General features: G+C 65.2%; 23 protein-coding genes and 4 pseudogenes. 12 read left to right on the top strand and 15 right to left on the bottom strand.

The window, feature by feature from the left end:
- Positions 1-41: 41 nt before the first annotated feature.
- The gene (locus ADT71_RS28285; RefSeq protein ID WP_054442048.1) at positions 42-704 is read right to left on the bottom strand and encodes a glycine zipper 2TM domain-containing protein; all 663 of its coding nucleotides are present in this window, start codon (positions 702-704) and stop codon (positions 42-44) included.
- Positions 705-827: 123 nt separating this feature from the next.
- The gene (locus ADT71_RS28280; RefSeq protein ID WP_054442047.1) at positions 828-1310 is read right to left on the bottom strand and encodes a GAF domain-containing protein; all 483 of its coding nucleotides are present in this window, start codon (positions 1308-1310) and stop codon (positions 828-830) included.
- A gap of 61 nt (positions 1311-1371) precedes the next feature.
- On the opposite strand from ADT71_RS28280, the pseudogene ADT71_RS36125 reads away from it, so the two are divergent.
- Positions 1372-2858: pseudogene (locus ADT71_RS36125) on the top strand (sorbosone dehydrogenase family protein).
- Positions 2859-2956: 98 nt separating this feature from the next.
- Here ADT71_RS36125 and ADT71_RS28270 read toward each other — a convergent pair.
- Both ADT71_RS28270 and ADT71_RS28265 read right to left on the bottom strand, forming a co-directional pair.
- Complete coding sequence (locus ADT71_RS28270; RefSeq protein WP_054442046.1) at positions 2957-3784, bottom strand: DUF815 domain-containing protein; 828 nt, start codon at positions 3782-3784, stop codon at positions 2957-2959.
- Positions 3781-5528: pseudogene (locus tag ADT71_RS28265) on the bottom strand (acyl-CoA dehydrogenase). Before ADT71_RS28265 ends, ADT71_RS28270 begins: the two are co-directional and overlap by 4 nt.
- 64 nt (positions 5529-5592) lie before the next feature.
- Here ADT71_RS28265 and ADT71_RS28260 point away from each other — a divergent pair.
- Positions 5593-6540, top strand: a complete 948-nt coding sequence (locus tag ADT71_RS28260) for an L-threonylcarbamoyladenylate synthase (RefSeq protein ID WP_054442045.1) — start codon at positions 5593-5595, stop codon at positions 6538-6540.
- Between the two features lie 6 nt (positions 6541-6546).
- On the opposite strand, the gene ADT71_RS28255 is transcribed toward ADT71_RS28260, so the two are convergent.
- The 5 genes from ADT71_RS28255 to ADT71_RS28235 all read right to left on the bottom strand — a co-directional run bounded on the left by ADT71_RS28255 (position 6547) and on the right by ADT71_RS28235 (position 11184).
- A complete protein-coding gene (locus tag ADT71_RS28255) occupies positions 6547-6873 on the bottom strand; it encodes a DUF6726 family protein (protein WP_054442044.1) in 327 nt (108 codons plus the stop codon).
- Between the two features lie 152 nt (positions 6874-7025).
- Positions 7026-7559 (bottom strand): CarD family transcriptional regulator, encoded by a 534-nt coding sequence (locus ADT71_RS28250; protein WP_054442043.1) that lies wholly within the window; start codon positions 7557-7559, stop codon positions 7026-7028.
- 343 nt (positions 7560-7902) lie between these two features.
- Complete coding sequence (gene fdxA, locus ADT71_RS28245; RefSeq protein WP_054442042.1) at positions 7903-8241, bottom strand: ferredoxin FdxA; 339 nt, start codon at positions 8239-8241, stop codon at positions 7903-7905.
- A 15-nt stretch (positions 8242-8256) separates the two neighbouring features.
- Positions 8257-8553 carry an RNA-binding S4 domain-containing protein gene (locus tag ADT71_RS28240; RefSeq protein ID WP_054442041.1) on the bottom strand — a complete coding sequence of 99 codons (297 nt, stop codon included), beginning with the start codon at positions 8551-8553 and terminating at the stop codon, positions 8257-8259.
- Positions 8554-8574: 21 nt separating this feature from the next.
- Positions 8575-11184, bottom strand: coding sequence for a helicase-related protein (locus ADT71_RS28235; protein WP_054442040.1), 2610 nt, complete (start codon positions 11182-11184; stop codon positions 8575-8577).
- Between the two features lie 209 nt (positions 11185-11393).
- Between ADT71_RS28235 and ADT71_RS28230 the strand changes: the two genes are divergently transcribed.
- The 5 genes from ADT71_RS28230 to ADT71_RS28210 all read left to right on the top strand — a co-directional run bounded on the left by ADT71_RS28230 (position 11394) and on the right by ADT71_RS28210 (position 15526).
- The gene (locus tag ADT71_RS28230) at positions 11394-12992 is read left to right on the top strand and encodes a M23 family metallopeptidase (protein WP_231636288.1); all 1599 of its coding nucleotides are present in this window, start codon (positions 11394-11396) and stop codon (positions 12990-12992) included.
- Between the two features lie 88 nt (positions 12993-13080).
- Entirely contained in the window at positions 13081-14076 is a 996-nt protein-coding gene (hemB, locus tag ADT71_RS28225; protein ID WP_054442038.1) for a porphobilinogen synthase, read from the top strand.
- A gap of 4 nt (positions 14077-14080) precedes the next feature.
- Entirely contained in the window at positions 14081-14656 is a 576-nt protein-coding gene (locus ADT71_RS28220) for a GNAT family N-acetyltransferase (RefSeq protein WP_054442037.1), read from the top strand.
- A 25-nt stretch (positions 14657-14681) separates the two neighbouring features.
- Positions 14682-15239 (top strand): gamma carbonic anhydrase family protein, encoded by a 558-nt coding sequence (locus ADT71_RS28215; protein WP_054442036.1) that lies wholly within the window; start codon positions 14682-14684, stop codon positions 15237-15239.
- 5 nt (positions 15240-15244) lie between these two features.
- Positions 15245-15526 carry a DUF167 domain-containing protein gene (locus ADT71_RS28210; RefSeq protein ID WP_054442035.1) on the top strand — a complete coding sequence of 94 codons (282 nt, stop codon included), beginning with the start codon at positions 15245-15247 and terminating at the stop codon, positions 15524-15526.
- Positions 15527-15582: 56 nt separating this feature from the next.
- On the opposite strand, the gene ADT71_RS28205 is transcribed toward ADT71_RS28210, so the two are convergent.
- The 5 genes and pseudogenes from ADT71_RS28205 to ADT71_RS28185 form a co-directional block, all read right to left on the bottom strand.
- The gene (locus ADT71_RS28205; protein ID WP_054442262.1) at positions 15583-15939 is read right to left on the bottom strand and encodes a group II truncated hemoglobin; all 357 of its coding nucleotides are present in this window, start codon (positions 15937-15939) and stop codon (positions 15583-15585) included.
- 113 nt (positions 15940-16052) lie between these two features.
- Positions 16053-17657, bottom strand: a complete 1605-nt coding sequence (locus ADT71_RS28200; protein ID WP_054442034.1) for a cisplatin damage response ATP-dependent DNA ligase — start codon at positions 17655-17657, stop codon at positions 16053-16055.
- Positions 17658-17753: 96 nt separating this feature from the next.
- Positions 17754-18758 (bottom strand): ligase-associated DNA damage response exonuclease, encoded by a 1005-nt coding sequence (locus ADT71_RS28195; RefSeq protein ID WP_054442033.1) that lies wholly within the window; start codon positions 18756-18758, stop codon positions 17754-17756.
- 82 nt (positions 18759-18840) lie between these two features.
- Positions 18841-21209 (bottom strand): annotated as a pseudogene (clpA, locus tag ADT71_RS28190) (ATP-dependent Clp protease ATP-binding subunit ClpA).
- Positions 21210-21355: 146 nt separating this feature from the next.
- Positions 21356-21589 (bottom strand): DUF1192 domain-containing protein, encoded by a 234-nt coding sequence (locus ADT71_RS28185; RefSeq protein WP_054442032.1) that lies wholly within the window; start codon positions 21587-21589, stop codon positions 21356-21358.
- Positions 21590-21678: 89 nt separating this feature from the next.
- On the opposite strand from ADT71_RS28185, the gene ADT71_RS28180 reads away from it, so the two are divergent.
- Complete coding sequence (locus tag ADT71_RS28180; RefSeq protein ID WP_054442261.1) at positions 21679-22680, top strand: NAD(P)H-quinone oxidoreductase; 1002 nt, start codon at positions 21679-21681, stop codon at positions 22678-22680.
- A gap of 153 nt (positions 22681-22833) precedes the next feature.
- Positions 22834-23541 carry a DUF1013 domain-containing protein gene (locus tag ADT71_RS28175; protein ID WP_054442031.1) on the top strand — a complete coding sequence of 236 codons (708 nt, stop codon included), beginning with the start codon at positions 22834-22836 and terminating at the stop codon, positions 23539-23541.
- Positions 23542-23696: 155 nt separating this feature from the next.
- Here ADT71_RS28175 and ADT71_RS28170 read toward each other — a convergent pair whose 3' ends face one another.
- Positions 23697-24155, bottom strand: a complete 459-nt coding sequence (locus ADT71_RS28170) for a hypothetical protein (protein ID WP_231636287.1) — start codon at positions 24153-24155, stop codon at positions 23697-23699.
- Between the two features lie 193 nt (positions 24156-24348).
- Here ADT71_RS28170 and ADT71_RS28165 point away from each other — a divergent pair.
- The 3 genes and pseudogenes from ADT71_RS28165 (at position 24349) to ADT71_RS28155 (ending at position 26387) form a co-directional block, all read left to right on the top strand.
- Positions 24349-25355: pseudogene (locus ADT71_RS28165) on the top strand (adenosine kinase).
- 130 nt (positions 25356-25485) lie between these two features.
- A complete protein-coding gene (locus ADT71_RS28160) occupies positions 25486-26022 on the top strand; it encodes a hypothetical protein (RefSeq protein WP_054442030.1) in 537 nt (178 codons plus the stop codon).
- Positions 26019-26387, top strand: a complete 369-nt coding sequence (locus ADT71_RS28155) for a hypothetical protein (protein ID WP_054442029.1) — start codon at positions 26019-26021, stop codon at positions 26385-26387. The genes ADT71_RS28160 and ADT71_RS28155 overlap by 4 nt, the downstream gene beginning before the upstream one ends.
- The last annotated feature ends 35 nt before the right edge of the window (positions 26388-26422 follow it).

Genomic DNA, 26422 nt, shown 5'->3' with positions numbered 1-26422 from the left:
TCAAGGCGCTGTGCGGGGTAGGCCCGCACAGCGCCTTTCTCTTAACTCGTCGGCGTGATCTTCACCCGCTTGTCAGGCACTGCTTTGGCGCGGCGAGGGATCGTGCGACGGGCAGGACGCACGGGGACGTCCTCGTAGACGTATTCAACGGTTTCGGTGCATTGCGGCTGCGCGACGGGAACCATCGCGACCGGTTGGATCATGCAGCATCCCTGCGCGGCGTAGCCATAGGAGGGTGCATTCGCGGGATAGGCATAGCCGGCACCGTAGCCGCCATAGGTGCCCGCGCTCTGTGTATAGCGCGCGTAATAATCGTCGAGATAGGCTTCGCATTCGTCGCGGGCACGGCCACGATCTTCCGACTTGTCGATCGCGGCACCGGCCACGGCCCCCACTGCGGCTCCGGCGATCGTTCCCACAGCGCGATTGCCCCGTCCGGCGATGCGATTACCGGCCAATCCGCCGATGGCGCCGCCAATCATTGCGCCGCCAACACCCGAATCGCGCGATCCCACGCGCTGGCGGCAATCCGCGAGCCAGGCGTCCCGTGCCGCCGGGTCGAAGCCCGGCTGCGCTTGCGCGCTGCCATAAGGTGCGGGCACCGGGACATAGCGGGGAAGATCCTGGGATGCATCGCGCGCGGAGACGGGCGAGGCAAGCAGGCTGAGCGCCGCGATGGTGGCGGCGCAGAAAGTGTTACGCATCGGATGCACCCTTTCGCGAACGACGGAGGATCAAAGTCCATTCGTTAACGCAAAATTTAGCATCGCGATGCGCGAAAAACCAAGTATCGGTCTTCCCTGTCCCGTTTCGGGGCAGGGCAATGATCAGATGGCGTTGGCGACGATCCCGGCGAGTGTCTGCATCCCCGCCGCATCGGCTTCATCGAAGCGGCCGGCGGTCGGGCTGTCCAGATCGATAACCGCTATCACGCGTCCTTCGCGGATCACCGGCACCACGAGTTCGGAGCGGCTGTCGGCGTCACAGGCGATGTGGCCGGGGAAGGCGTGGACGTCCGGCACGACCTGAGTCTCGCCGCTTGCGGCAGCTGCGCCGCAGACGCCTTGGCCAAACGGAATGCGAATGCAGGCGGGCTTGCCCACGAAAGGCCCAAGAACCAGTTCGTCCTGCAGGTTGCGATAGAATCCGGCCCAATTGAGATCGGGCACAAACTGCCAGATCAGCGCGGCGAGGTTCGCCATGTTGGCGATGCCGTCAGGCTCGCCTTCGACAAGCGCGCGGGCGGCGGCGGCGAGATCGGCGTAGAGTTCGGGCTTGGGCTGGTCGCCCCGGGGAGCAAAGTCGTACATGACGCATCCGTTACTCCAAGTCCTTGTTGCCGCCTAGGCGCCACCGGCTTATTTCAGCTTCATGCGCTCGATCCTCACGAAAGTCGCCCTAGCCCTCGTTGTCGTCATCCTCGCCATTGTCGGGGTGATCGCCTGGGCCCAGTACTCCAACACGTCCGACCTGCCGTTCAGTGACACGGTGGGCAAGGACCCCAAGCTGGTAGAGCCTGATCCGCAATGGATTCCCAGCGTGAAGCTGGTCGAAACCGTGGGCTGGGCTGCCAATGAGGCACCCAAGGCAGGGCAGGGCCTGGCCGTGGCACGCTTCGCCGAAGGGCTCGATCACCCCCGCACCATGCTGACTCTGCCCAATGGCGACGTGCTGGTCACGGAAACCAATGCGCCTGCCGGCAACAAGCCCAAGGGGTTGACCGGCATGGTGATGGGCTGGATGTTCAACAAGGTCGCGCCGGTGAGGCTTCGCCTGACAAGATCGTCCTGCTGCGCGATGCCGATGGCGACGGGAAGGCGGAGCAGCGCTTCGACTTCCGCAGCCAGGACATGCATTCGCCTTCCGGGATGGCCTATCAGAACGGCCGGCTCTACATCGCCAATCACGACCAGGTTCTTGAATTCGCCTTCCAGCCCGGCGCCACCAGGCTCGACGGAAAGCCCCTTCGCAAGCTGATGGACCTGCCTGCAGGCGGCAACCACTGGATGCGCAACCTGCTTCTGAGCCAGGACGGCAAGCAGCTCTATGTCACCGTCGGTTCCGCAACCAATATCGCCGATGACGGGATGGAAGCCGAAACCGGGCGCGCCGCAATCTGGGAGATCGATATCGATACCGGCCGTCGGCGCCAGTTCGCGGCCGGGATGCGCAATCCCAATGGACTGGGCTGGAACCCTTCGACGGGAGAGATGTGGGCCACGGTGCAGGAGCGCGACATGCTCGGCCCGGATCTCGTGCCTGACTATTTCACCAATGTCCCGGTGGGCGCGCAGTATGGTTGGCCCTGGGTCTACTGGAAGACGACGTTCGATGAGCGTGTCCAGTGGCCGATGCAGACCTACATGCTCGAATATACCCGCAAGCCCGAATATGCGATGGGCGCTCATGCCAGCGTGCTCGGCATGGTCTTTGCCAATGGCGGCAACCTCATGGGCACCAGGTTCGCGAACGGGGCCTTCATCGCTCGCCACGGTTCCTGGAATCGCCGCCCTGCCGTGGGCTACGACGTGGTCTTCGTGCCGTTCGACGCCAACGGCAATCCGCAGGACGTGAAGCCGGTTCCGGTGCTTACCGGCTTCCTCAAGGACGATTCGCATACGCATGGTCGCCCGACCTGGCTGGCATGGGACAAGACCGGAAGCCTGCTCGTGAGCGACGATACGGCAGGCACGATCTGGCGCGTGCAGTCGCCCGGTGCAAAGCCCTCCGAAGCGATCAAGCTTGTGGAGACCGAGCACCTCAAGCCGTTGGAGGAAATCAAGGACCCCACGGTTCCGGGCGCCGTCGGCGGGCTGGAAGCGGGGTTCAAGAAGGAGCCCGACAAGCTGCTGCCCTGACCGGGCCTCGAGATCGCGAACAAGAAAAGGGGGCCGAAAGGCCCCCTTTTTGCAAGAATGAATAGAGGAGAAAGCGGGCGCTTCGGCGAAGCGCTCCGTCAGATCACCTTTCCGGCACGGCCGGCCACTTCCGTAACATACTGCCAGGCCACGCGGCCCGAACGAGCGCCCCGGCGGCGCGACCATTCCAGCGCGTCATGCTCGTCGAAGGCCAGGCCGAACTGGCGGGTATAGCCTTCGATGATCGCGAGGTAGGAAGGCTGGTCGCAATTGTGGAAGCCGATGGAGAGTCCGAACCGATCGGCAAGGGCAAGCCGGTCGTCCACCACGTCGCGGGTGTTGATCGGATCGTCCTGCTCGGACATCGAGCGGGAGACGATGGCCCGGCGGTTGGCCGTAACGGCAAGGCGCACGTTGTTCGGCCGAGCCTCGACGCCGCCCTCCAGCCACGAACGCAGCAGGCGCGGTCCGGCGCCGTCGTTCTCCTCGAATCCGAGATCGTCGATGAAGACGAGGAACTGGCGATCCACCTTGCCAAGCAGGGCGAAGAGGGTGGTCACGCCGTGAAGGGCTTCCTGGGCCACTTGCACCAGCGCGATGCGGCCCGGATGAGCGGCCTGGGCCGCCCGGATCGACGCGCGCATCACAGCGGACTTGCCCATCCCGCGCGAGCCCCAGAGCAACATGTCGTGAGCGGCATAGCCGGCGGCCAGACGCTCGACATTGCCGACCACGCGTTCTTTCTGGGAATCGATGCCGCGCAGCAGGTCCAGCGGCGGCGCGAGAAGTTCGGCCACGCCGCGAGCTTCGGCGCCGGTCCAGACGTAGGCGGGATGGGCGAGCCAATCCACTGGCGCGGCAGGGGGCGGCGCCAGTCGTTCGAGGGCCTGGGCGATGCGGCTGAGAACTTCGATCTGGTCGGTCATGCTGTCAATTCTTCGCTCGTCAGTTCGTAGAGAAGGCTCGCACCCTTCTGGGCCTGGGCGAGGTCACCCATGGCTTCGGGCACCAGATGCTCGATAAAGTACCGGGCGACCACCTTTTTCCGCTTTGCGAAAGCAAGGGGTACGTCTGCGGAGGGGAGGGCATCGGCCTGTCGGCGAAGCTGCCATCCTGCAACGGCAATGGCGCAGGCGTTGAGGAAAGGGACGCTGGCGGCGAGTCGATCGTCCAGGCTGCCGGGATCGATCAGGTGTTCGGCAGTCTGACGGCAAGACTCGGCGAGTTCCTGCAGTGCCAGCACGCCGTGCTCCGTGGCATAGGCGTTGATATCGTCCATCAGCGCGAAGAACACACCGCCGCGCTCCATGCCGAGCTTGCGGGTAACCAGATCGGCGGCCTGAATGCCGTTGGTACCTTCATAGATCGGGGCGATGCGGGCATCGCGGTAATGCTGGGCGGCGCCGGTCTCCTCGATGAAGCCCATGCCGCCATGGACCTGTATGCCGATCCCGGCCACTTCGACCCCCATATCGGTGCACCATGCCTTCACCAGCGGCACCAGCAATTCGGCACGCAGCGCGCTTGATCACTGCCGAGGCTTGCCTTGTCGAGCTGGCCGGTTGCGTAATAGAGCAGGGCGCGGCCGCCTTCGGTGAGCGCGCGCATGCGCAGGAGCATCCGGCGCACGTCGGGGTGCTCGGCAATGGGAACCGGGGTCTTGTCTGCCGAACCGGCGCGGGCGGACTGCACCCGTTCACCGGCATAGGCCATGGCCTGCTGCATGGCGCGTTCGGCGATCTGGACGCCTTGCGCGCCGACATTGATACGGGCGTTGTTCATCATCGTGAACATGCAGCGCAGGCCTTCGTTCTCCGCACCGATGAGTTCGCCGATGCATTCGCCATTGTCGCCATAGCTCATGACGCAAGTGGGCGATGCATGGATGCCCAGCTTGTGTTCGAGACTCACGACCTTGAGATCGTTGCGGGCGCCAAGAGCGCCGTCATGTTCCACGTGGAACTTCGGGACGATGAACAGCGATATTCCGCGCGAGCCGGCCGGGGCGCCGGGGGTGCGGGCAAGAACGAGATGGACGATGTTCTCGGCCAGTTCGTGTTCGCCCCAGGTGATGAAGATCTTCTGGCCGACGATGCGGTACTTCCCGGCATGGGGGCCATCGTCGATCGGCGTGGCGGTGGTGCGCAGTGCACCGACATCGGAACCCGCCTGCGGTTCCGTGAGATTCATCGTGCCCGACCACTCGCCGCTGACGACGCGCGGCAGATAGAGCCGCTGCTGCTCTTCGCTGCCATGGTGAATCAGCGCTTCGATCGCGCCTACCGTGAGCATCGGCAGCAGCGAGAAGCCCATGTTGGCGCTACCGAGGCATTCCAGCGCTGCAACCGCAAGCGAGAGGGGGAGGCCCTGTCCGCCGAACTCTTCGGGCGCCGAAACCGCATTCCAGCCAGCATCCACGAAATCGCGATAGGCCTGCGCGAAGCCTTCAGGCAGCACGACCTTGCCTTCGACGATCCGAGCGCCCTCCGTATCGCCCTTGCGGTTGAGCGGAGCCCATTCGCCTGCCGCGAAGACGCCGGCGCCTTCCACCACGGCCTGCACGACGTCGGGGCTGGCATCGGCGAAGCGTTCGGCGGCGGCAAGCTCCTCCATTCCGGCATTGACGCGCAGCGCCAGGATCTGGTCGGTGCTGGGGGGCGTGTAGGTCATCTGGTCAATCATCCTCTGCGCGGTTTTTCTTGGCTTTCCGGGTCGTGCGCTATAGCGGCGAACTATGGAGCGCAACCTCGGACCCGAACTGCTGGCGGCAGATCAAGCTGGTGTAGAGCGTGCCGCGCATCTGCTGCGCGAAGGCAGGCTGGTGGCAGTGCCGACGGAGACTGTCTACGGGCTCACCGCGCGCGCGGACCGGGATGAATCGGTGGCAGCGATTTACCGCGCCAAGGGCCGTCCCAGCTTCAATCCCCTGATCGTGCACATCGCCGACCTTGCATCGGCGCAGGCGCTTGCGGATTTCGACGAGCGGGCACTGCGCCTGGCGCGGGCGTTCTGGCCGGGTGCGCTGACCATGGTACTGCCGCTGCGTGAAGGCGCGCCGGTTGCGGCCGCAGTCACCGCGGGCTTGCCGACCGTTGCCTTGCGCTGTCCGGCCCACCCGGTGATGCGGGCGGTGATTGCGGAATCGGGCCAGGCGCTTGCCGGCCCGTCGGCGAACCGGAGCGGTGGGGTGAGTCCGACATGTGCGGAGCATGTGGTGGCCTCGCTAGGCGGGAATGTCGACGCGGTTGTCGATGGCGGTGCTTGCGAAGCGGGCGTGGAATCCACGATCGTGGCGCTGCGTGAAGAGGGACGTTGGCAAGTGCTTCGGCCGGGACCGATTCCCGAAGCGCATATCCGTGAGATTCTGGGTGTCGATAGCGACGCCGTGACGTCACAGGCCATCGAGGCTCCGGGACAGCTCGCGAGCCACTATGCCCCGGGCAAGCCGGTCAGGCTGAATGCCGATATGGCGGAGCAGGACGAATTCCATATCGGCTTCGGCAACGTGGCGGGCGATGTAAGTCTGTCGCCTTCGGGAGACCTCATCGAAGCGGCTTCGCGGCTCTATGCGCTCCTCCATGAAGGTGCGGCGGCGGATCAGCCCCGGATCGCGGTGGCGCCGATTCCCGGTGAGGGTGTCGGGGCAGCAATCAATGACAGGTTGAGCCGGGCAGCCGCCTGATCGGGCTCAGCGCCTCTGCTGTACCGCGCCAGGCATGAGGTACTGCATTTCGGCATAGTCATCGCGGGCCTTGTTGCAGGCCTGGCGGTCTCCCCGATCGCACTGGCGCAAGTGCTTCTGGTACTGCCGCTGCATCTTCCCCAGCTTCTCCTCCTGCTCCCGCATCCGGCGGCCGCGTTTCTCATCCGCTTCCGACTGGCTCGTTGTCACGGCGTCGACCGCCGAGCCTGCAACGCGGACGGGGGCAGTCACGATCTTGCCTGCAGTGCTGAGGCAACCCGATAGCAGGAGGGCGGCGGCGGGAGCCAAAAAGGGCAGGGCGCGTGGGTTCATCGCGGACAGGCTCTCATGACAAGACTGTCGCGGCAATGAACATCGATATCTCCATCATTGCGGGCGGGCCGTCATGCCTACAAAGCGCAAACGAAAGGGGCCGCTTCCGGGAAGGAAGCGGCCCCTTTGCGTGCGAGTAGCCCTGCGTCTGTTCAGACTGCTTCAGCGCTCTCGTAGTACTTCGGCGCATACTCGTTGAGGATCGCGAGGATCTTCTTCAGAGCTGCCGGTTCATCGGTCTTTTCCATGGCCGCGAGTTCGCGGGCCAGACGCGACGAAGCCGCTTCGAAGATCTGACGTTCGGAATAGCTCTGTTCCGGCTGATCGTCGGCACGGAACAGGTCGCGGGTCACTTCGGCGATCGAAACGAGATCGCCCGAGTTGATCTTGGCTTCATACTCCTGGGCGCGGCGCGACCACATGGTACGCTTTACCTTGGGCTTGCCCTTGAGCGTGTCGAGAGCTTCGCGCAGGGTCTTGTCCGACGACAGCTTGCGCATGCCGATCGATTCGACCTTGTTCACAGGAACGCGCAGGGTCATGCGCTCTTTTTCGAAACGCAGCACGTAGAGGTCGAGCTGCATCCCGGCAATTTCCTGCTTCTGCAACTCGATCACACGGCCTACGCCGTGCTTGGGATAAACGACGTAATCTCCAACATCGAAGGCATCGGCCCTGGTTGCCATGTATCGTCCTTTCACCTGCAGAGGTTCGTTGCCATACCTACGGTGAGAGAAACCCGGGTGGATGCGACTGTGAAAACGCAAAAGCGCCTTCGCCGCCCGGTCAGATTACTCTCCCAGCCGTTTGCTTTTCGAACCCTGCCTCGCAATGAAAATGCCTGCCAAACGGGCAGAAGGCCCGGGCAGTTGGGGTATTATATAGCATCGATGTGATAAAATTACCAGAGGCGAGCTAACGGTTAGCCGTTGCCCGCCCCAGGGTGTGCCGATGCGGGTCAGGAGGGCCCGCCAAGTGCCTAATACGCTAGGGAAACCGGTTCCCTGGCGCAAGGTTCCGTGTCGAAGATCAGTCGCCTTCGCCGGGCTCGGGCGAGAAATATTTTTCGAGCTTTCCTTCCTCGCCGCGCATTTCGTCCGCGTCTTCCGGCGCGTCCTTCTTGGTGGTGAGGTTGGGCCATTCCGCCGAATACTTGGCGTTCAGTTCGAGCCACTGCTCAAGCCCGCTCTCGGTATCGGGCAGGATCGCTTCGGCGGGGCACTCAGGCTCGCAGACGCCGCAGTCGATGCATTCGCTGGGATTGATGACCAGCATGTTCTCGCCTTCGTAGAAGCAGTCCACCGGACAGACTTCGACGCAATCCATGTACTTGCACCGGATGCAATTGTCGGTGACGACATAGGTCATGGCTGCGTATTCCTCTTAGAAGGCCTCGTTTCGGTTGGCCGCTGCTATGGGAACATCGGCCCCCGCGTCAAGCACTCTGTAGCAGGCTTGCACCTCGGGGGCAGGGCCGCGGCGCTCCGGAAGGGAAAGGATTTCTATCACCCGGACGCCTCCAGCTGTCGGAACGGTGAGCACATCGCCCGGCCCGACCTTCTGATGGGCCCGTTCGACGCGGCGGCCGTTGAGCCGGATATGGCCGTCTTCCGCCATCGCCTGGGCAAGGGGGCGCGTTTTGGTGAGGCGCAGGAACCAGAGAAGCTTGTCGATCCTCATTCTTGCCCTGCCTCCCTATCGCTATCGGCCCCGGCCCGCACCAAGAAGCTCGCCAAGTGCCGCAAAGGCGCCATCGCTGCGCTGGGGCGCCGGCCGGATTTCCTCGGCTTCACGCCGCGGCGGACGCCAGCGCCAGCGCACCGGTGCCGGCGGGCCATAAGCGCCTTCCGCCAGCGGACGCGGCACCAGCGCCTGAAATCCGCCGATCCGCAGCAGGCGGGCGTAACTGGCGGTCGTCAGGCCCATCGACACCGCACGTGCCGGATCCAGGGAGAACGAACGGGAAGGGCCCCTGTTGCCGTTGTTGTTGTTGTTGTTGTTGGCGTTGCCGCTCGCGCCGCTCCGTGCCTCGTGTGCCTCGCGCAGCAGTTTCTCGGCCATGTCGAGGCGTACGAGTTGCTTGCCGAGGTCCCGGTATCCCGGAGTGTTGTGACGCTTCGCCGAATCCATGGCGGGCGGCATTGCCGGATCGGGCGGATTCCCGGCACGGCTGATTCCGGCGACCCCTGCGAGCTGGCGCCATAGCGCGATCGGTCCGGGGCGCAGCATGGCGGGAACGAACAGGTCCAGCGCGCCGACGCGCACGCCGAGCTTTGCCAGCATCGTGCGCCGCGCCTTGTCGACCCGGTCTACGCCTGATCCCTCGCGGGGAATCATGCCGCCGCGATCGACCAATGTGATGAGCAGCGCGCGCAGTTCCGGCCCGGCATCCTCGGCCCGGCTTGCCTCATCCAGCTTTCGCAAGGGGGCGAGCGGTTCGAGTGCCGCTTCCAGCCAGGCTTCCAGCGCGGCCACCAGTTCCTTGCGGGCGGGGGCGGGGATCGTGTCGAGCACGCGGTCGGGAACCAGCAGGGGGGCTAGCAGCGAACGGCCCGCCGAAAGCGTGGCGATCTTTTCGCCTTCCCAGCTCAGTTTGCCGTTTTCGAGGGTGAGCGGAGCCACGCCCTCGTGAATCGCGGCGGTAAGTGCGGCGGCGCGGGACTGGAGCAGGGCCGGCAGGTGCCGTTCGGCGGCCGCGAGCAGCAGCTTGCGATCGGAAAGGCGGGCGGCGGGATCGACCTGGAAGGCAAAGCCGTGCAGCGAGCCGATGTGCTCGCCTTCGACCAGGACTTCCTCGTCTTCGAGGCGGACTGAAAGCAGTCCGGCATCGGGGCCGAGTTTCTTCATGAGCACAGCGGTCCTGCGGTTGATGAATCGTTCGGTAAGTTTGCCATGGAGGGCATCGGAAAGGCGAGCCTCTACCGCACGGGCGCGGGCGGCCATTTCCTCACGGGCGAGAACCCAGTCCGGGCGCTGGGCGATATAGGCCCAGGAGCGGATCGCGGCGATGCGGCCCTGCAGGGTGTCGATGTCGCCGCCGGTAATGTCGAGCCGGGCGATCTGCTGGGCCATATAGTCAGCCCCGAGTTCGCCGTGGCGCAGGTCCTGCCAGAGCCGCGCAACGAATCGGGAATGGGTTTCCACGCCCTGCTGGCGAAAATCGGGCAGGCGGCAGACTTCCCAGAAGCGGCGCACCATGGCGTGACCGCGCACACTGTCTGCAACCTGATTTTCGTCGGCAAGGCGCTTGAGCACGGCGAGGTCAATCGCTTCGGGCGCGAGGACGAGCCCATCGCGGTGGGGCGGCGTTTCGAGGTCGGCGATCAGGGTTGCCACGCTGTCGAACCGGGGGTCCGGCTCGCGCCAGAACAGCTTGGTCAACGGAGGGAAGCGGTGCTCTTCGATCGCGTAGACTTCGTCCGGTTCGAATTCCGAATCATGCCCGCCGGAGCCGGTGAGCGTGCCGAAGGTGCCGTCCTTCTGGTGGCGGCCCGCGCGTCCGGCGATCTGGGCCATTTCCGAAGTGGTGAGCCGCCGGTGGCGCTGGCCGTCGAACTTAGAGAGTCCGGCAAAGGCGACATGTTCGACATCGAGGTTGAGCCCCATGCCGATAGCGTCGGTGGCGACGAGATAATCGACCTCGCCGGACTGGTACAGCTCGACCTGGGCATTGCGCGTCTGGGGGCTCAGCGCGCCCATGACGACCGCGGCGCCGCCACGGAAGCGCCGCAGCATTTCCGCAATCGCGTAGACCTGCTCTGCCGAGAAGGCGACGATGGCGCTGCGCGGCGGGATGCGGGAGAGCTTTCTGGCCCCCGCATGGGAAAGCGTTGAGAAACGCGGCCGGGTTATCACCTCGACACCGGGCACCAGCGCTTTGACCATCGGTTCAAGCGTGGAGGAACCGAGAATCATGGTCTCCTCCCGGCCGCGCGCGTGAAGCAGGCGGTCGGTGAAGACATGGCCGCGCTCGCGGTCGGCGCCGAGCTGGGCTTCGTCGATGGCCACGAAGGCGAGGCTGCGCTCCGTCACCGGCATCGCTTCCACCGTGCAGAGCAGGTAGCGCGCATCCTTGGGTTCGATGCGTTCCTCGCCGGTGATCAGGGCGACGTTCCGCTCGCCCTTGATCTTGCAGACCCGGTCGTAGACCTCACGCGCAAGCAATCTGAGCGGGAAGCCGATGGCTCCGCTGGAATGGGCGCAGAGACGCTCTATGGCGAGGTGGGTCTTGCCGGTATTCGTGGGACCGAGCACGGCCTTCACCCCGCTGGGGGCGTCGTTTCGCGACGAGACATGCCGGCCGTGAACCATTGCGAGGCCGAATGTGGCACTGCCTCCAGCCCCCCGCAAGTCTCGGCTCATCGAAAACCGGGGTGGAAATCCACAGTGTTAGCTGGAGATTAACCTTGAGGGGGCAGAAGGCCGCCCCATGAGCCGCCGGTTCGCGGGATCAGGCCGGGGCCGACAGGTCGTTTGCAGCACGCGCCGCAAGTTCGGGCGTGAACGCGGGAAGTGGCAATTTGTTCAGGGCACAGGATCAGGGTGGCGATGTCGCGGCGCATGTCGCGGCGCTCTCGCACGACCAGGTGCTGCACGATCATGCGCCGGCATCCGGCGTTTCGATTCCCGGAAAACCACCGATCCTGACCCGCTGGAAGCAGGGTATCGAACGCTGGTGCCATGATGCCGAGATCGCGCCGGACCTGGCCTGCGACATCGGCAGTCGCCGCTGGTTCCGGGGGCTTGCCACGCTGCTGGGCCTCAGTGCCGCGGCCATTGCCATGTGGCCCGATTTCGCCGCGGTGGAAGCGGCCACCGCGATGCCGATCGCCGATCGCAGCCGCGACGAGTTTCGCAGCCAGACCATTTCACCGCTGGCGCTGGGTGCCGACAGCGGCCGCCACATGGGTGCGAGCCCGCTGGTGCGTCCGCTGGCCGGGGTGCCGGAGCGTCCCTCGATCCAGATCGTCTCGACGCTGGCGCAGGGGGACAGTTTCGCCCGCATGCTGGAGCGGGTTGGCGTGGGGGCGACGGACGTCTCGCAGATTGCGGGGCTCGTGAGTCAGGCGGTGCCGTTGGGCGATCTTTCCTCCGGCACGCGTTTCGACATTACCATGGGCCGCCGCCCGGCACCGAACGCTCCTCGGGCGATGGACTCGATGGATTTCCGCGCCCGCTTCGATCTCGATGTTTCGGTGGAGCGCGGCCCCGGCGGCAACCTTGCGCTGGTGCGCCATCCGATCCGCGTGGACGAGACGCCGCTGCGCATTCGCGGCACGGTGGGTTCAAGCCTTTACCGTTCCGCCCGCAATGCAGGCGCGCCGGTGGGGGCGATCCAGTCCTACCTGCGCGCCATCGACAAGTATCTGAGCCTGGAAAGCGACATCGCCGCGCAGGACCAGTTCGACATCGTCGTTGCCTACAAGCGCTCCGCCAAGGGCGAGCGCGAGGTGGGAGAACTGCTCTATGCCGGGCTCGATCACGGCGGGAAACCGCGCGTGCAATTGCTGCGCTGGGGCAAGGACGGCGAAATGTTCGCCGCATCCGCGCTTACCCAGGCACGAGGGGCGCCGGGAGGAATGCCGGTCGCCGGGCACATGACCTCGCCTTACGGCAAGCGCCGTCATCCGATTCTCGGCTACGTTCGCATGCACGCCGGGATCGACTATGGCGCGGCCTATGGCTCGCCGATCTATGCCGTGGCCGACGGCGTGGTGAACTTTGCGGGACGGCATGGCGGGCACGGCAATTATGTGCGCCTGAGCCACGGAGGCGGCCTCGATACCGGCTATGGCCACATGAGCCGTATCGCCGTGGCCCGAGGCGCGCGGGTCAAGGCCGGGCAGGTGATCGGCTATGTCGGCTCGACGGGCCTTTCCACCGGGCCGCATCTTCACTTCGAAGCCTATCGCGGGGGGCAGACGATCAATCCGTCGGGTCTGCGTTTCATTTCGCGACCGCAGATCGACGGCAAGGAGAAGGATGCCTTCAAGGCGCGAATGAACGCGCTGCTCGGCGTCCAGCCCGGCGAGGCGCTTGGCGATATCGCCGCCCCTGCCGACGGCCCGACCGAAGCGCAGCGCGAGATCGACCGGCTGGCCCCCAAACCGGCCGAATAAGGGCGCTGCCGTTTCGCACAACCTGGGTTGATGCCTTGGACAGTCCGTCTCATTGAACCGCCTGCGCTTTTCCGGCAATCACCCTGTCATGACCGGAGCATATCCCCATACCCGCCTGCGCCGCGCGCGCGCCACGGCCTGGAGCCGCGCCATGCACCGTGAGACGGTGCTGACCCCTGCCGACCTGATCTGGCCAGTCTTCGTGACCGAGGGTTCGGGCGTCGAACAGCCCATCGCCTCGCTGCCGGGCGTGTCGCGCTGGTCGGTGGACCTGATGGTCCAGCGTGCCAAAGAAGCGGCGGATCTCGGCATTCCCTGCCTTGCGCTGTTCCCCGACACCCAGCCCGACCGGCGCAGCGATAACGGCGCCGAAGCGCTCAACCCCGACAACCTCATGTGCCGCGCGCTGCGCGCCATCCGCGATGAACTTGGCGACCGGATCGGCCTGCTGACCGATGTCGCGCTCGATCCCTATACCACCCACGGGCAGGACGGGCTCGTGGACGACGACGGCTACGTGCTCAATGACGAGACGGTCGAAGTGCTGGTCGGCCAGTCGCTGAATCAGGCGCGGGCAGGGGCCGACATCATCGCCCCCTCCGACATGATGGACGGCCGCATCGGCGCCATTCGCGATGCACTGGAGGACGAGGGCTTCGTCAACGTCCAGATCATGAGCTACGCCGCGAAATATGCCTCGGCGTTCTACGGTCCGTTCCGCGACGCGGTGAACACGCGCGGCCTGCTCAAGGGTGACAAGAAGACCTATCAGATAGACCCGGCCAATGCCGAGGAAGCGCTGCGCGAGGTCGAGATGGATCTCGATGAAGGCGCCGACAGCGTCATGGTCAAGCCGGGCCTGCCCTATCTCGATATTCTGCGCCGGGTGAAGGAAACCTTCGAGGTTCCCGTTTTCGCCTATCAGGTTTCGGGCGAGTACGCGATGATCGAGGCGGCGGTAGCGGCCGGCGCGGCGGACCGCGATGCGATGGTGCTGGAAACCCTTCTGGCCTTCAAGCGGGCGGGTGCTTCGGGCGTGCTGACATATCACGCCGTCCACGCCGCACGCCTCCTGCAGAAGTGACGTCATGACGGCGTTCCGACTGGAGACGGACCGTCTGGTGCTGCGAAACTGGCAACCGGGCGACATCGCGCGCTTCGCCGAAGTCACCAATACCCCGCAGGTCATGCGCTGGCTGGGCGGGGTGATGGATGCGGAGCGGCTGGCGGCTTCTGAAGCCCGGATGCTCGGCTTCCATGAAAGCTGGGGGCACACGTTCTGGATCGCCGAGCGGAAGGCCGATGGCGGTGACCTGTCCGGGGAGATGCTCGGCTTTTGCGGTCTCAAGAAGATCGACGCGCCGGGGGCTTCGTTCCTCGGCGCGTTCGAGATCGGCTGGCGGCTGCGCAGTGACTCGCACGGCAAGGGCTATGCGAAGGAAGCCGCCGCCGCCTCGCTCGATGCCGGCTTCGGGCAGTTCGGCGCGGAGGAAATCTTCGCCATCACCGTGATCGAGAACGAGCCGAGCTGGGGGCTCATGCGCCGCCTGGGCATGCGTAGGCGCCAGGAACTCGATTACGACGACTTGCGCTTCGAGCCACCGCTGCGGCACACCATCGTTTATTCGATCACGCGCGAGGAATGGGCCGCGCAGCCGCGCTGAACCGGCGCGGCGGGAAGAGGGCAGGATGATTCAAAACCGAACCGATATCACCGTGGCCGCCATCCACGGCAAGGCGCCGCGGATTCATTCGAGCGCGTTCATCGCCCCCGGCTGCCGTATCATCGGCGATGTCGAGATCGGGCCGGACGTCAGCATCTGGTACAACTGCGTGATCCGCGCCGACGTCAATCGCGTCGTGATCGGCGCGCGGACGAATGTGCAGGACGGCACCGTGATTCATTGCGACAGCCCCAAGCCCACCCGGCCGGAAGGCTATGCGACGCTCATCGGGGAAGACGTGCTGATCGGGCACATGGCGATGATTCACGGTTCGACGCTGGAAGACCGCGCCTTCGTCGGCCTCGGCGCGATCGTGATGGACGGCAGCCATATCGAATCCGATGGCATGCTGGCGGCCGGTGCGCAGCTTACCGGTAAGCGCATCGGTGCAAGACAGCTCTGGATGGGGCGACCGGCGAAGTATCTGCGCGACCTCGATGACGATGCCATCGCGGCCAATCAGGCCGGTGTGAAAGGCTATGTCGTGAATGGCCGCCTTCATGCCGAGGCGCTGGGTCTGTAAGGCTGATGGCCAAGCCGAAGGCCATGTTGCCGCCGGCAGAGGCCGTGCGCGCCCTGATCGATTCCGAACAAAGGCTGGCCGTGCGCGTCACGCCCGGCGCGAAAGTGGAAACGCTGGAGATCGTCGACGGCCGCGTTCTGGTGAAAGTGCGGGCCAAGCCGGAAGACGGCAAGGCTAACGAGGCGGTGCGCGCACTGCTGGCCGCTGCCCTGGATCTCGCGCCGTCACGGCTGGAATTGTTGCGCGGCGCAACTTCGCGCGAGAAGCAGTTCCACGTGGAACGTTGACGGAGGCAGGGCGGCGGTCCTGCCGATCGCGGTAACGCGCGGCAAAGCCGGGCAGTCTATCGCGCCATTCCCCGGGCCATCCGGGTCAGCACATCGGTCATGGCCTGCGCGATGTTCGCAGGTTCGGGTGCGACCTCGGCAATGGCGCGGGCCATCGCTTCCGCCCATTGTTCGGCCGTCATGCGATCGATGGGAAAGTCCTTGTGCAGGCTCATCATGCATTTGCCGGGATTGGCCTCGAACCAGTCACGCGGGCCGCCCGCCCAACCGGCGAGGAAACGGGGCAGTGAGCGGCGCATCGGTTCGAGGTCTTCGGCATGCATCGCTCGAAGTTCGGCATAGGCCGGGTCCTGCTCCATCAGGTCGTAGAAACGATTGGCAATCGCGTCGAAAACAGGCGCGCCGCCGATCATGTCGTGCGGGGTAGCGGGGGCTTCGGTCTGGGTCGTCACGGGCAAAACTCCGGGCGCGGAAAGGAGAGCATCCCCGCTCTAGCCGATCTGTTCCACGTGGAACTTGATCCCGGTCAATCCCGGATCATCGCCTTCAGGGTCTCAATCCGGTCCGCCTCATGGGCTGGCTTGTCCATGCGGATACGGTGAATGCGGGGGAAGCGCATGGCGAGGCCGGACTTGTGCCGCTTGCTGAGATGAACCGAATCGAAGGCCACTTCCAGCACCAGCGACTTGTCCGTCTCGCGCACTGGGCCAAAGCGATTGACGGTGTGGTTGCGGACGTGGCGGTCCAGCCATTTCAATTCCTCGTCCGTGAAGCCGAAGTAGGCCTTGCCGACGGGGAGCAGTTCCGCGCCGCCATTCGCGATATCGTCCGCGTCGCCGTCCCAGCAGCCGAAGGTGTAGTCGGAATAGAAGGACGAACGCTTTCCGCTGCCGCGCTGGGCGTACATCAGCACGCAGTCGATCAGCAGGGGATCGCGCTTCCACTTGTACCAGAGGCCGGTCTTGCGGCCGGCGACATAGGGACTGTCGCGGCGCTTGAGCATCAGCCCCTCGATCGCGTCGTCCCGTGCACGTTCGCGAATGGCGGCGAGTTCGGCGAAGTCGCTCGCGGGGATCACGGTGCTGAGATCGAAGTGCGCGGGATCGAGCCTGGGAACGACCGCCTCCAGACGCTCCCGCCGCACTCGCCAGGGAAGCGCGCGCAGGTCTTCGCCTTCGATGATGAGAGCATCATAGAGCCTCACGAACGCCGGATATTCCGCCAGCATCTTCCTGGACACCAGCTTGCGGCCGAGCCGCTGCTGAAGCGCGTTGAAGCTGGCCGCGCCGCCTTCCTCGCCGCCCTGGTGCATGCCGCGCACCAGCAGTTCGCCATCAAGCGCCGCGTCGCTATGGAGTGCTGCGGCAATCTCGGGGAAGGTGCCGGAAATATCGTCGCCCGAGCGGGAGTAGACCCGCGTTTCCCCGGCAACGCGAACGACCTGCACGCGAATGCCATCCCACTTCCACTCGGCCGCATAGTCGGCAAGATCGAGCTCGGTATCCTCCAGCGGATGCGCCAGCATGAAGGGGCGGAACAGGGGCAGGTCTTCGGATGAGGGGGGCTCGGCGCCGTGTGCGGCCCAGTCGAACAGGGCGGCATAAGGAGGCTGCTGGCCGTGCCAGTGCTCCTCCACATCCTCTACGGGAACATCGAAAGCCTGCGCGAACGCGGTCTTGGCCAGTCGGGCCGAGATGCCGATCCGCATTGCGCCTGTGGCGAGCTTGAGCAGTGCATAGCGTCCTTCCGCATCGAGCCGGTCCAACAGGCGCGGCAGTTCGGCCATGACATTGGCGCGGGTCATGCGGGAGAGGGCGTCCACGGCCTGGGTAACGGTCGGCGGATCGGGCGGGCTCTCGGGCCCGGGCCAGAGCAGGCTGGCAGTCTCGGCGGAATCGCCGACATAATCCCGGCTCAGGGTCCAGAGGATCGGGTCGATCCGCTCGCCCATGAGGTTGCGGATCGTCGAGCTCTTCACGGCGGGAAAATCGAGCCCGTCCGTCAGCGCGGCCAGCGCCCATCCGCGATCGGGGTCAGGCGTATCATGCAGGTAGTCGGCCAGGAGCTTGAGCTTGGCGTTCCGGCTGCGGGTATAGACCAGAGCGTCCAGAAGGGCGGCGAAGCGTTCCATCAGGGACAGGCAAAGCCGGACCGGCAGGGGCGCGGCTGCACGCTGACGGCGCGCTTTCCGGTTGCCGCGGGTTTGCGCGTCTTTGCGCGAATCCTCTCAATCATCTTCATCCTCGTATCCCACCAGCGCCAGCGCCCGCGCGGTTCGCTGATTCAACTGGCACCAGCGCAGCATCGCTTCCTCGCGCCCATGCGTGATCCAGGTCTCGGCAGGATTCACGTCGATCACGGTTTGAGTCAGTTCGTCCCAATCCGCATGATCGGAGATCACCAGCGGCAGTTCGACCATCCGCTGCCGGGCGCGCTGGCGCACCCGCATCCAGCCCGAGGCCATGGCGGTGATCGGATCGGGGAGGCGGCGGCTCCAGCGGTCGTTGAGGGCGGAAGGCGGGGCGATGACCACGCTTCCGGCGAGGTCCGACTTCGTGACGTCACTCACCAGCCGCAGTTCGCCGAGATCGACGCCGAGTTCCTCGTAAAGACGGCACATCCGCTCCATCGCGCCATGCAGGTAGATGGCGTCATGATGTCCTGCGCGGCGCAGTTCGGCGATCAGGCGCTGCGCCTTGCCGAGGGCATAGGCACCGACCAGCACGCAGCGCTGCGGATTGACGGCGAGGGCGGAGAGCAGTCTGGCGATCTCGTGCTCGACGGGGGGGTGGCGGAATACGGGAAGGCCGAAGGTGGCTTCGGTGATGAGGACATCGCAGGGCGTCACTTCGAAGGGCGGGCAGGTGGGATCGGCGCGGCGCTTGAAATCGCCGGTCACGATGATGCGCTCGCCGGCATGTTCGAGGAGAATCTGTGCCGAGCCCAAGACATGCCCGGCGGGGATGTAAGTGGCCGATACGCCGCCGGCGAGCTTCAGCGTCTCATGATAGGCGACCGGCACGGCGCCCTCGGAAGTTGCGTAGCGCAACTTCATGATGGCCAGCGTTTCCGGCGTGGCGACCGTTTCGCCGTGTCCGCCGCGCGCATGGTCCGAGTGGCCATGAGTCACCAGTGCCCGCGCCACCGGGCGGGAGGGATCGATCCAGCAATCGGCGGGGACGACGTGGATTCCCCAGGGCTCAGGTCGGATCCAGGAGAAATCGCGAGGCATGTGAGCAAAATGGGGCAGGAACCCTGTGGTTCCCGCCCCATTTCCTGATCGTCGATCCTGCTGGCCCGCGGGGGCCGTGCGATCAGTCGTCCGCGTTGGCTTCCGACTGGGGACCGGGCTTCTTGGCCGACTTCTTTGCGGCCGGGGCCTTCTTGCCCTTGACCACCTTGGGCGCGGCGGGCGTCAGTTCGAAGTTCAGCGCGTCTTCCTTGACGGAGACGTGAACCTCGCCGCCCTGCGCCAGCTTGCCGAACAGCAGTTCTTCCGCCAGCGGCTGCTTGACCTTCTCCTGAATGACGCGCGACATCGGGCGGGCACCGTAGAGCTTGTCATAGCCGCGGTGGCCGAGCCATTCGCGCGCATCGGAGTCGAACTGGATGTGGACGTTCTGGTCGGCCAGCTGGAGTTCGAGCTGGAGAATGAACTTGTCCACGACCCGGCTGATCGTTTCCTTGCCGAGATAGGCGAAGGGCACGATAGCATCGAGACGGTTGCGGAATTCCGGGGTGAAGAGCTGCTTCACCGCTTCCTCGCCGGCATCCGCCTTGGAAACGTCGCCGAAACCGATGCCCGACTTGGCCATGTCCGATGCGCCCGCGTTCGTGGTCATGATGAGCACGATATTGCGGAAGTCCACGGTCTTGCCGTGGTGGTCGGTCAGGCGGCCGTTGTCCATCACCTGCAGCAGGATGTTGAACAGGTCGGGGTGCGCCTTTTCGATTTCGTCGAGAAGCAGGACCGCATGCGGCTGCTGGTCGACGGCATCGGTGAGCAACCCGCCCTGATCGAACCCGACATAGCCCGGAGGCGCGCCGATCAGGCGGCTGACCGAGTGACGCTCCATGTATTCGGACATGTCGAAGCGCTGCATCGGAATGCCCATGACCGCGGCGAGCTGCTTGGCCACTTCAGTCTTGCCGACGCCGGTAGGGCCGGAGAACAGGAACGAGCCGATCGGCTTGTCCGGATCGCGAAGCCCCGCACGGCTCAGCTTCATCGCGGTGGAAAGCACCCCGATCGCCTTGTCCTGGCCGAACACCACGCGCTTCAGGTCGCGTTCGAGATTTTCGAGCGCCTTCTTGTCGTCCGAGCTGACCGACTTGGGCGGGATGCGCGCCATCGTGGCGATCACCTGCTCGATCTCGCGGGCGGTGATCGTCTTCTTGCGGCGGCTGGGGGGCACCAGCATCTGCATCGCGCCCACTTCGTCGATCACGTCGATCGCCTTGTCGGGCAGCTTGCGATCATTGATGTAGCGCGCCGAAAGTTCGACCGCGGTCTTGATCGCGTCCGGCGTGTACTTGACCTTGTGGTGTTCCTCGAACGCGGTACGCAGGCCGCGCAGGATCTTGATCGTGTCTTCCACGGTGGGTTCGTTCACGTCGATCTTCTGGAACCGGCGCAGCAGGGCGCGGTCCTTCTCGAAGTGGTTGCGGAACTCCTTGTAGGTGGTCGAACCGATGCAGCGGATCGTCCCGCCCGACAGCGCGGGCTTGAGCAGGTTCGAGGCATCCATCGCGCGCCGCTGGTGGCGCCGGCGCCGATCACCGTGTGGATCTCGTCGATGAACAGGATCGCGTGCGGCATCTTCTCCAGTTCGGAGACGACCTGCTTCAGGCGTTCCTCGAAGTCGCCGCGATAGCGGGTGCCGGCCAGCAGGCTGCCCATGTCGAGCGAGTAGATCACCGCTTCGGCCAGGACTTCGGGCACTTCGCCTTCGACGATCTTGCGCGCCAGACCTTCGGCGATGGCGGTCTTGCCAACGCCGGGATCGCCCACATAGAGCGGGTTGTTCTTCGAACGGCGGCAGAGGATCTGGATCGTGCGGTCCACCTCGGGGCCGCGGCCGATCAGCGGGTCGACCTTGCCCAGCAGCGCCTTCTCGTTGAGATTGACGGTGAACTGGTCGAGCGCCGAATCCTTCTTGCTGGCGTTCTTGGCCTCGGCCTTTTCCTCGGGCGTGGGGGCGTGTTCCTCGTTGCCCTTGGAGCTGCGGTCTTCCACGCGCTTGCCGCCCTTGCCGATGCCGTGGCTGATGTAGCTGACGGCGTCGAGGCGGCTCATGTCCTGCTGCTGCAGGAAGTAGACGGCGTAGGAATCGCGTTCGGAGAACAGCGCGACCAGCACGTTGGCGCCGGTGACGGTATCCTTGCCAGAGGACTGGACGTGCAGGATCGCGCGCTGGATCACGCGCTGGAAACCTGCCGTGGGGGCGGGATCGCCCTTTTCCTCGGTCTTGAGCGACTGGTATTCCTGGTCAAGGTACTGGCGCACCACGTCACCGAGGTCGCCAAGGTCCACGCCACATGCCTGCATGACCTGTGCCGCGTCCGGATCGTCGATCAGGGCGAGCAGCAGGTGCTCTAGCGTGGCGTACTCATGGCTGCGCTCGGAAGCGTGCGACAGGGCCGAGTGCAGTGTCTTTTCCAGGCTTTGCGCGAAACTTGGCATCTAGAAGACTTTCATTTGGGAGGGAGACTCTCCTTGCGGGGGAGTTTTGATAGGGCTTCGTTTCAACTCATATATAGGGTCGCTCAGGAGGGTTGCGAGGTTGACGTGAAAGGTAAGGTCCGGGATCGGGCCCAGTGTGACGACGATCATGATTGCTTCGGCCTGAACAGGGCATCCGCGGCGCGCATGTGCGCGGCCGATTTCTGCCGGTGAGCCTTGATGCGTTCGATTTCTGCTTCGAGAAGCGTGACGCGTGCGTCGAGTTCGTCCAGCGAAAAGCGATCTAGGCTTTCGCTGGCGAGAAGGCTGGCGGCACCAAGTTCAGCCCTTCCGGGGTTGTTCTCGGATGACCACCGCCGCGGTCGATCGTCGTCGTCCATTGCAATGCAGCATCGGACTGTACTTCGGCACTGTCAATGGCCAGAAATTATGTTCCACTTCAAAGTGGGACTGTGGCAACAGGATGATCATGTTAGCCAACCTACCCAGTACGATGACCGCGATCGGCTTCGAAGCGCCCGGCGGTCCCGAGGTTCTCCGGCCCGTGACCGTGCCCGTTCCGTCGCCCGGTTCCGGCGAGGTTCTCGTCAGGGTTGCCTTTGCCGGCGTCAATCGTCCGGACGTGGTGCAGCGACAGGGCAAGTATCCGCCGCCGCCCGGCGCATCGCCGCTGCCGGGGCTGGAAATCTCGGGCCGGATCGCCGCGCTGGGCGAAGGCGTGAGCGAATTCGTGCCGGGGCAGGCCGTCTGCGCACTGGTGGCGGGCGGCGGTTATGCCGAATATTGCATCGCCAAGGTGGGCGCCTGCCTCCCGGTGCCCGAATCGCTTTCTCTCGCTGAGGCGGCGGCCTTGCCCGAGACCCTGTTTACTGTGTGGCACAACGTGTTCGAACGCGGCTGGGCGCGGGAAGGGGAGACCATCCTCATCCATGGCGGCACCAGCGGCATCGGCACCATGGCAACCATGCTGTGCCGCCAGTTCGGCCTTACCGTGATCGTGACCTGCGGTTCGCCCGCCAAGTGCGCCCGCGCGCTGGAGATCGGCGCCGACCATGCGATCGACTACAAGAGTGCCGATTTCGTCGAGGAAGTCGCCCGGATCACTGGGGGCAGGGGCGTGGACCTCGTGCTGGACATGATCGCGGGAGATTACGTCTCGCGCAATCTGAAGTGCCTTGCGCCCGATGGCCGGCATGTCACCATTGCCGTGCAGGGCGGCGCGAAGGCGGAAATCAACATGGCCGTCGTCATGAGCCGCCGGTACACGCTGACCGGATCGACGCTGCGTCCGCGCACGGATTCGTTCAAGGCGCTGCTCGCCCAGGAGATTCGCGCCAATGCCTGGCCGCTGGTCGAGGATGGGGTGCTGCGCCCGGTCATGGACACCCGATTCCCGCTCGCCGAGGCCGCTGCGGCCCATGCGCGGATGGAGGCGGGCGACCACGTTGGAAAGATCGTGCTCGAAGTCTGATCGGGTCCGGGACGAATCGCAGCAGCGGCAAGCAGAACAGAGTTGCCGAAAGCTAGGCTTTTGCTTGCCGAATGGACAAAGTTTCCCTAAATCGGCTCTGTACGGCCGCTCCGCGAAGGGGCGGCCCTTATTGTTTCCGCCGGAGATAGAGACATGAGCCAGCCCACTCCGCTGATGCCGCACGCGACCGCCTCGTGGCTGGTCGATACCACTGCGTTGACCTTCGAGCAGATCGCAGAGTTCTGCGGCCTGCACATGCTCGAAGTTCAGGCGATGGCCGATGACCTGGCATCCAGCAAGTATACCGGACGCGATCCCGTGCGTTCGGGCGAACTGACCATGGAAGAGATCGAGAAGGGCCAGGCAAACCCGGAGTACAAACTCCGTATGCACAAGGTTCCGGTCACCTCCAGCCGTACCAAGGGCCCGCGCTACACGCCGGTGTCCAAGCGTCAGGACAAGCCCGACGGCATCGCATGGATCCTGCGCAACCACCCCGAGGTTTCGGACGCGCAGATCGGCAAGCTGATCGGCACCACCCGCAACACGATCGCCGCGATCCGCGACCGTTCGCACTGGAACATTGCCAACATCACGCCGAAGGACCCGGTCACGCTGGGCCTCTGTTCGCAGCGTGAACTCGACTTCATCGTCTTCAAGGCCGCCAAGAAGGCCGGCATCCAGGACGATGGCCAGAGCGACGAACGTCTGACCGACGATCGCGACGCCCTGATCGAGGAACTGCGCGCTGAACGCGAAGCCGCCTCGCGCGCGGCCAGCGAAGCCGCTCAGGAAGCCGAAGTCGCCGCCTGGCTCGAAGCCAAGCGCGCTGCCGAGGCTGCCGGAGAAACCGGCGAGTAACCCGGCACCCGGATCAGGGAATAGCGGATCGCCCCGATCCGCCGTTCCCTTCCGCCGGAACACGAAAACGCCCGCGAGCAGGCTTGCTGCTCGCGCGTTTTTCGCATGTGCGCGGTGCGCTTTCGCGTATCCCGGATTCCCGGGCAACCTGCCGATCAGGGCTTGCGCAGCGCGGCGATGCAGGCGGCGCGGTCAACGTCCTGTCCGTCGGAAGAACGGCGGGCATCGATATAAGTGGCGACCGGCTCCTTCGAACTGGTCGAGGGGTAAAGGAAGATGTCCAGCAGGCAGGCGTTCCCGGTGAACTGCAGTTTGCGGGCATCGCCTTCCCATACGTTGAGACGGGGTTGGCCGAACATGCGCACGAGCTGGCCCTCGTTCGATCCGATCACGCCTTCGACGCCGGGGATGGTCTGGATGCTGGGATTGCGCGCGGTATGCGAGGGCTGGCGAACCGCGGGGATCCGGCTGCCGCGCTGGGGCGGGGCGGTCGGCGTGCTGGAAACTCCGCCCGAAGTGCTCGAACAGGCGCCAGCAATGCGGCCATCGCAGCGGCGGCAAGAGGGCCGCGCATTGCCGGCCACCGGGGCGCGGGCCTCTGAAGCGCGAACCACCGAAGCGCGGCGGGGCGAGAAACGGAACGGCGAAAAGCGGGAAGGGAGGCCCGGGCCTGGCTCTGGTCGATCATGGTCACGCCCGGCATCGCGCGGCGTTCCGAAGCTGTCAACTGCCGCCACGCTTGCGAAGCGGCGGGCTGCACGCTACTCGCGACCTGACTTCCAGACAATTCCAAGGACTCTTTTCCGCATGGCCCAATCCCCCGTGCCGCCCAGCCTCGACGTGATTGCCATCGGCAACGCCATCATCGACGTCATCGCCAACTGCGAGGACTCGCTGATCGAGGAACTCGGCCTTTCGCGCGGCGGCATGATGCTGATCGACGCCGACCAGGCGAAGAGCCTCTACGACGCCATGGGCCCCGCCCGCGAGATTTCGGGCGGTTCCGCCGCCAACACGCTGGCCGGTCTTGCCGCGCTCGGCGCGCGCTGCGCCTTCATCGGCCAGGTCGCCGAAGACCAGCTCGGCGAAGTGTTCACGCATGACATCCGCGCCGGCGGCATCGCCTTCGACGTTCCGGCCCGCCCCGGCAACCCGCCGACGGCGCGCTGCCTGATCTTCGTCACGCCCGACGGCCAGCGCACGATGAACACCTTCCTCGGCGCATCGCACTACCTTCCCGCAGAAGCGCTGGACGAAAACGCCATCGCCAGCGCGGCCGTGCTGTACCTCGAAGGCTACCTCTGGGACCCGGAAGAACCGCGCGCGGCCATGCGCAAGGCGATCGAGGCTGCCCGTTCGGCAGGCCGGAAGATCGCCTTCACCCCTTCGGAATGCTTCGTGATCGACCGTCACCGCGCCGATTTCCTCGACCTGATCGAGACCGGCAAGATCGACGTGCTGTTCTGCAACGAACACGAGATGGCGGCGCTCGTCGGCCATGACGATTTCGAGAAGGCCGTTGCCGAACTGGCGCCGAAGATTCCGGTGCTGGTCGTCACGCGCGGTGCGGACGGCGCCGAGGCGTTCTCGGACGGCCAGCGCGCCAGGGTCGCGCCGAGCCGATCGGGCGCGTGGTGGACACCACCGGCGCGGGCGATCTCTTCGCCGCCGGCTTCCTGTTCGGCCATGTGCGCGGAAAGAGCCTTGAGGAATGCCTCAAGTATGGCGCGATCTGCGCCTGCGAGATCATCTCGCACTACGGTGCCCGCCCTGAGGCGGACCTCCAGGCGCTGATCGCCGAACGCGTCGGCTGATCCGGCCGGGCCGGCAGCGGCAGGAAAAGAGGGCTCCGTTCGCAAGAACGGAGCCCTCTTTGCGTCCGGCACGGCGTTGACGCGGCGCCTTTTGCGCGCGAGGCTGGCCTTTTCCCGATCAGGAGCACTCATGGCCCAGCACATACCGGCTCACGATCCACAGGGCGAACCGGCCCTCATCGACTTCGAGGCAAGCTGCCTGCCGGAATACGGCCCGTCCTATCCCATCGAGGTGGCGGTGGCGCGGGTCGACGGGCAAAGCCGTGCTTGGCTGATAAGACCCCTTCCGGTGTGGCGGACGTGGGACTGGTCGGAAGAGGCCGAGGCGCTGCACGGCATCAGCTTTGCCACTCTCGAATCGGAGGGGCTTCCGCCGGAGCAGGTGCTGTCCGAACTCATCGCCTTCGTGGGGGACCGGCAGGTCTATTCCGATGCCGATCTCGACCAGTACTGGCTGGAAATCCTGTGCCAGGGAATCGGAGAAAGCCTGCCGTTCCCGATCCGCTTCCTGGGGGAATGGATGGTCGGGCAGGGCGTTTCGCGCGAACAGGTCGACGCGGCGCTGGAAGAGGCCCGGATTCGCCTGCCGGCGGAACACCTTGCCCGCGAGGATGCCAAGCGCCTCGCGATGGTCGTCAAACTGCTGATGGAGAATGAACCGGCATGATCACCCGTGAAGCGACGATGCTGCGCGTCCATGTTCCCGTTACGCAGGAGACTCTTGCCGCCATGCTGGCGGGAGACGGCGAGGCGGCGGAGCGCGACCCGGTTCTCGCATCGATCCTGGCGACGATTCGCGAGGACAACCAGCTCGGCAATTTCGGCTTCTACAAGGGCGTGGTCGAGATGGGCCTGGGCTGGGAGAGCTTCGTGCCCGGGCAGGATGCGACGCCCACGGTCGGAGAATCCGGCAAGATCAGCCTTTCACCAACCGTGGTGGTCAAGGTACACGCGCCCTGCCGCGCCGACGACCGACGTTTCGCCAGGCGGTGGACCGCATCATGGCGATTCACCCGTGGGAAACGCCGGTAATCGAGATCGCCCCGCTGCGGCTCGTCTGCCGGGAG

The organism is Novosphingobium sp. ST904, from assembly GCF_001298105.1.
Lineage (GTDB): Bacteria > Pseudomonadota > Alphaproteobacteria > Sphingomonadales > Sphingomonadaceae > Novosphingobium.
The sequence above is the reverse complement of the archived record's forward strand: the minus strand, read 5'-3'. Positions and strand labels throughout refer to the sequence as shown.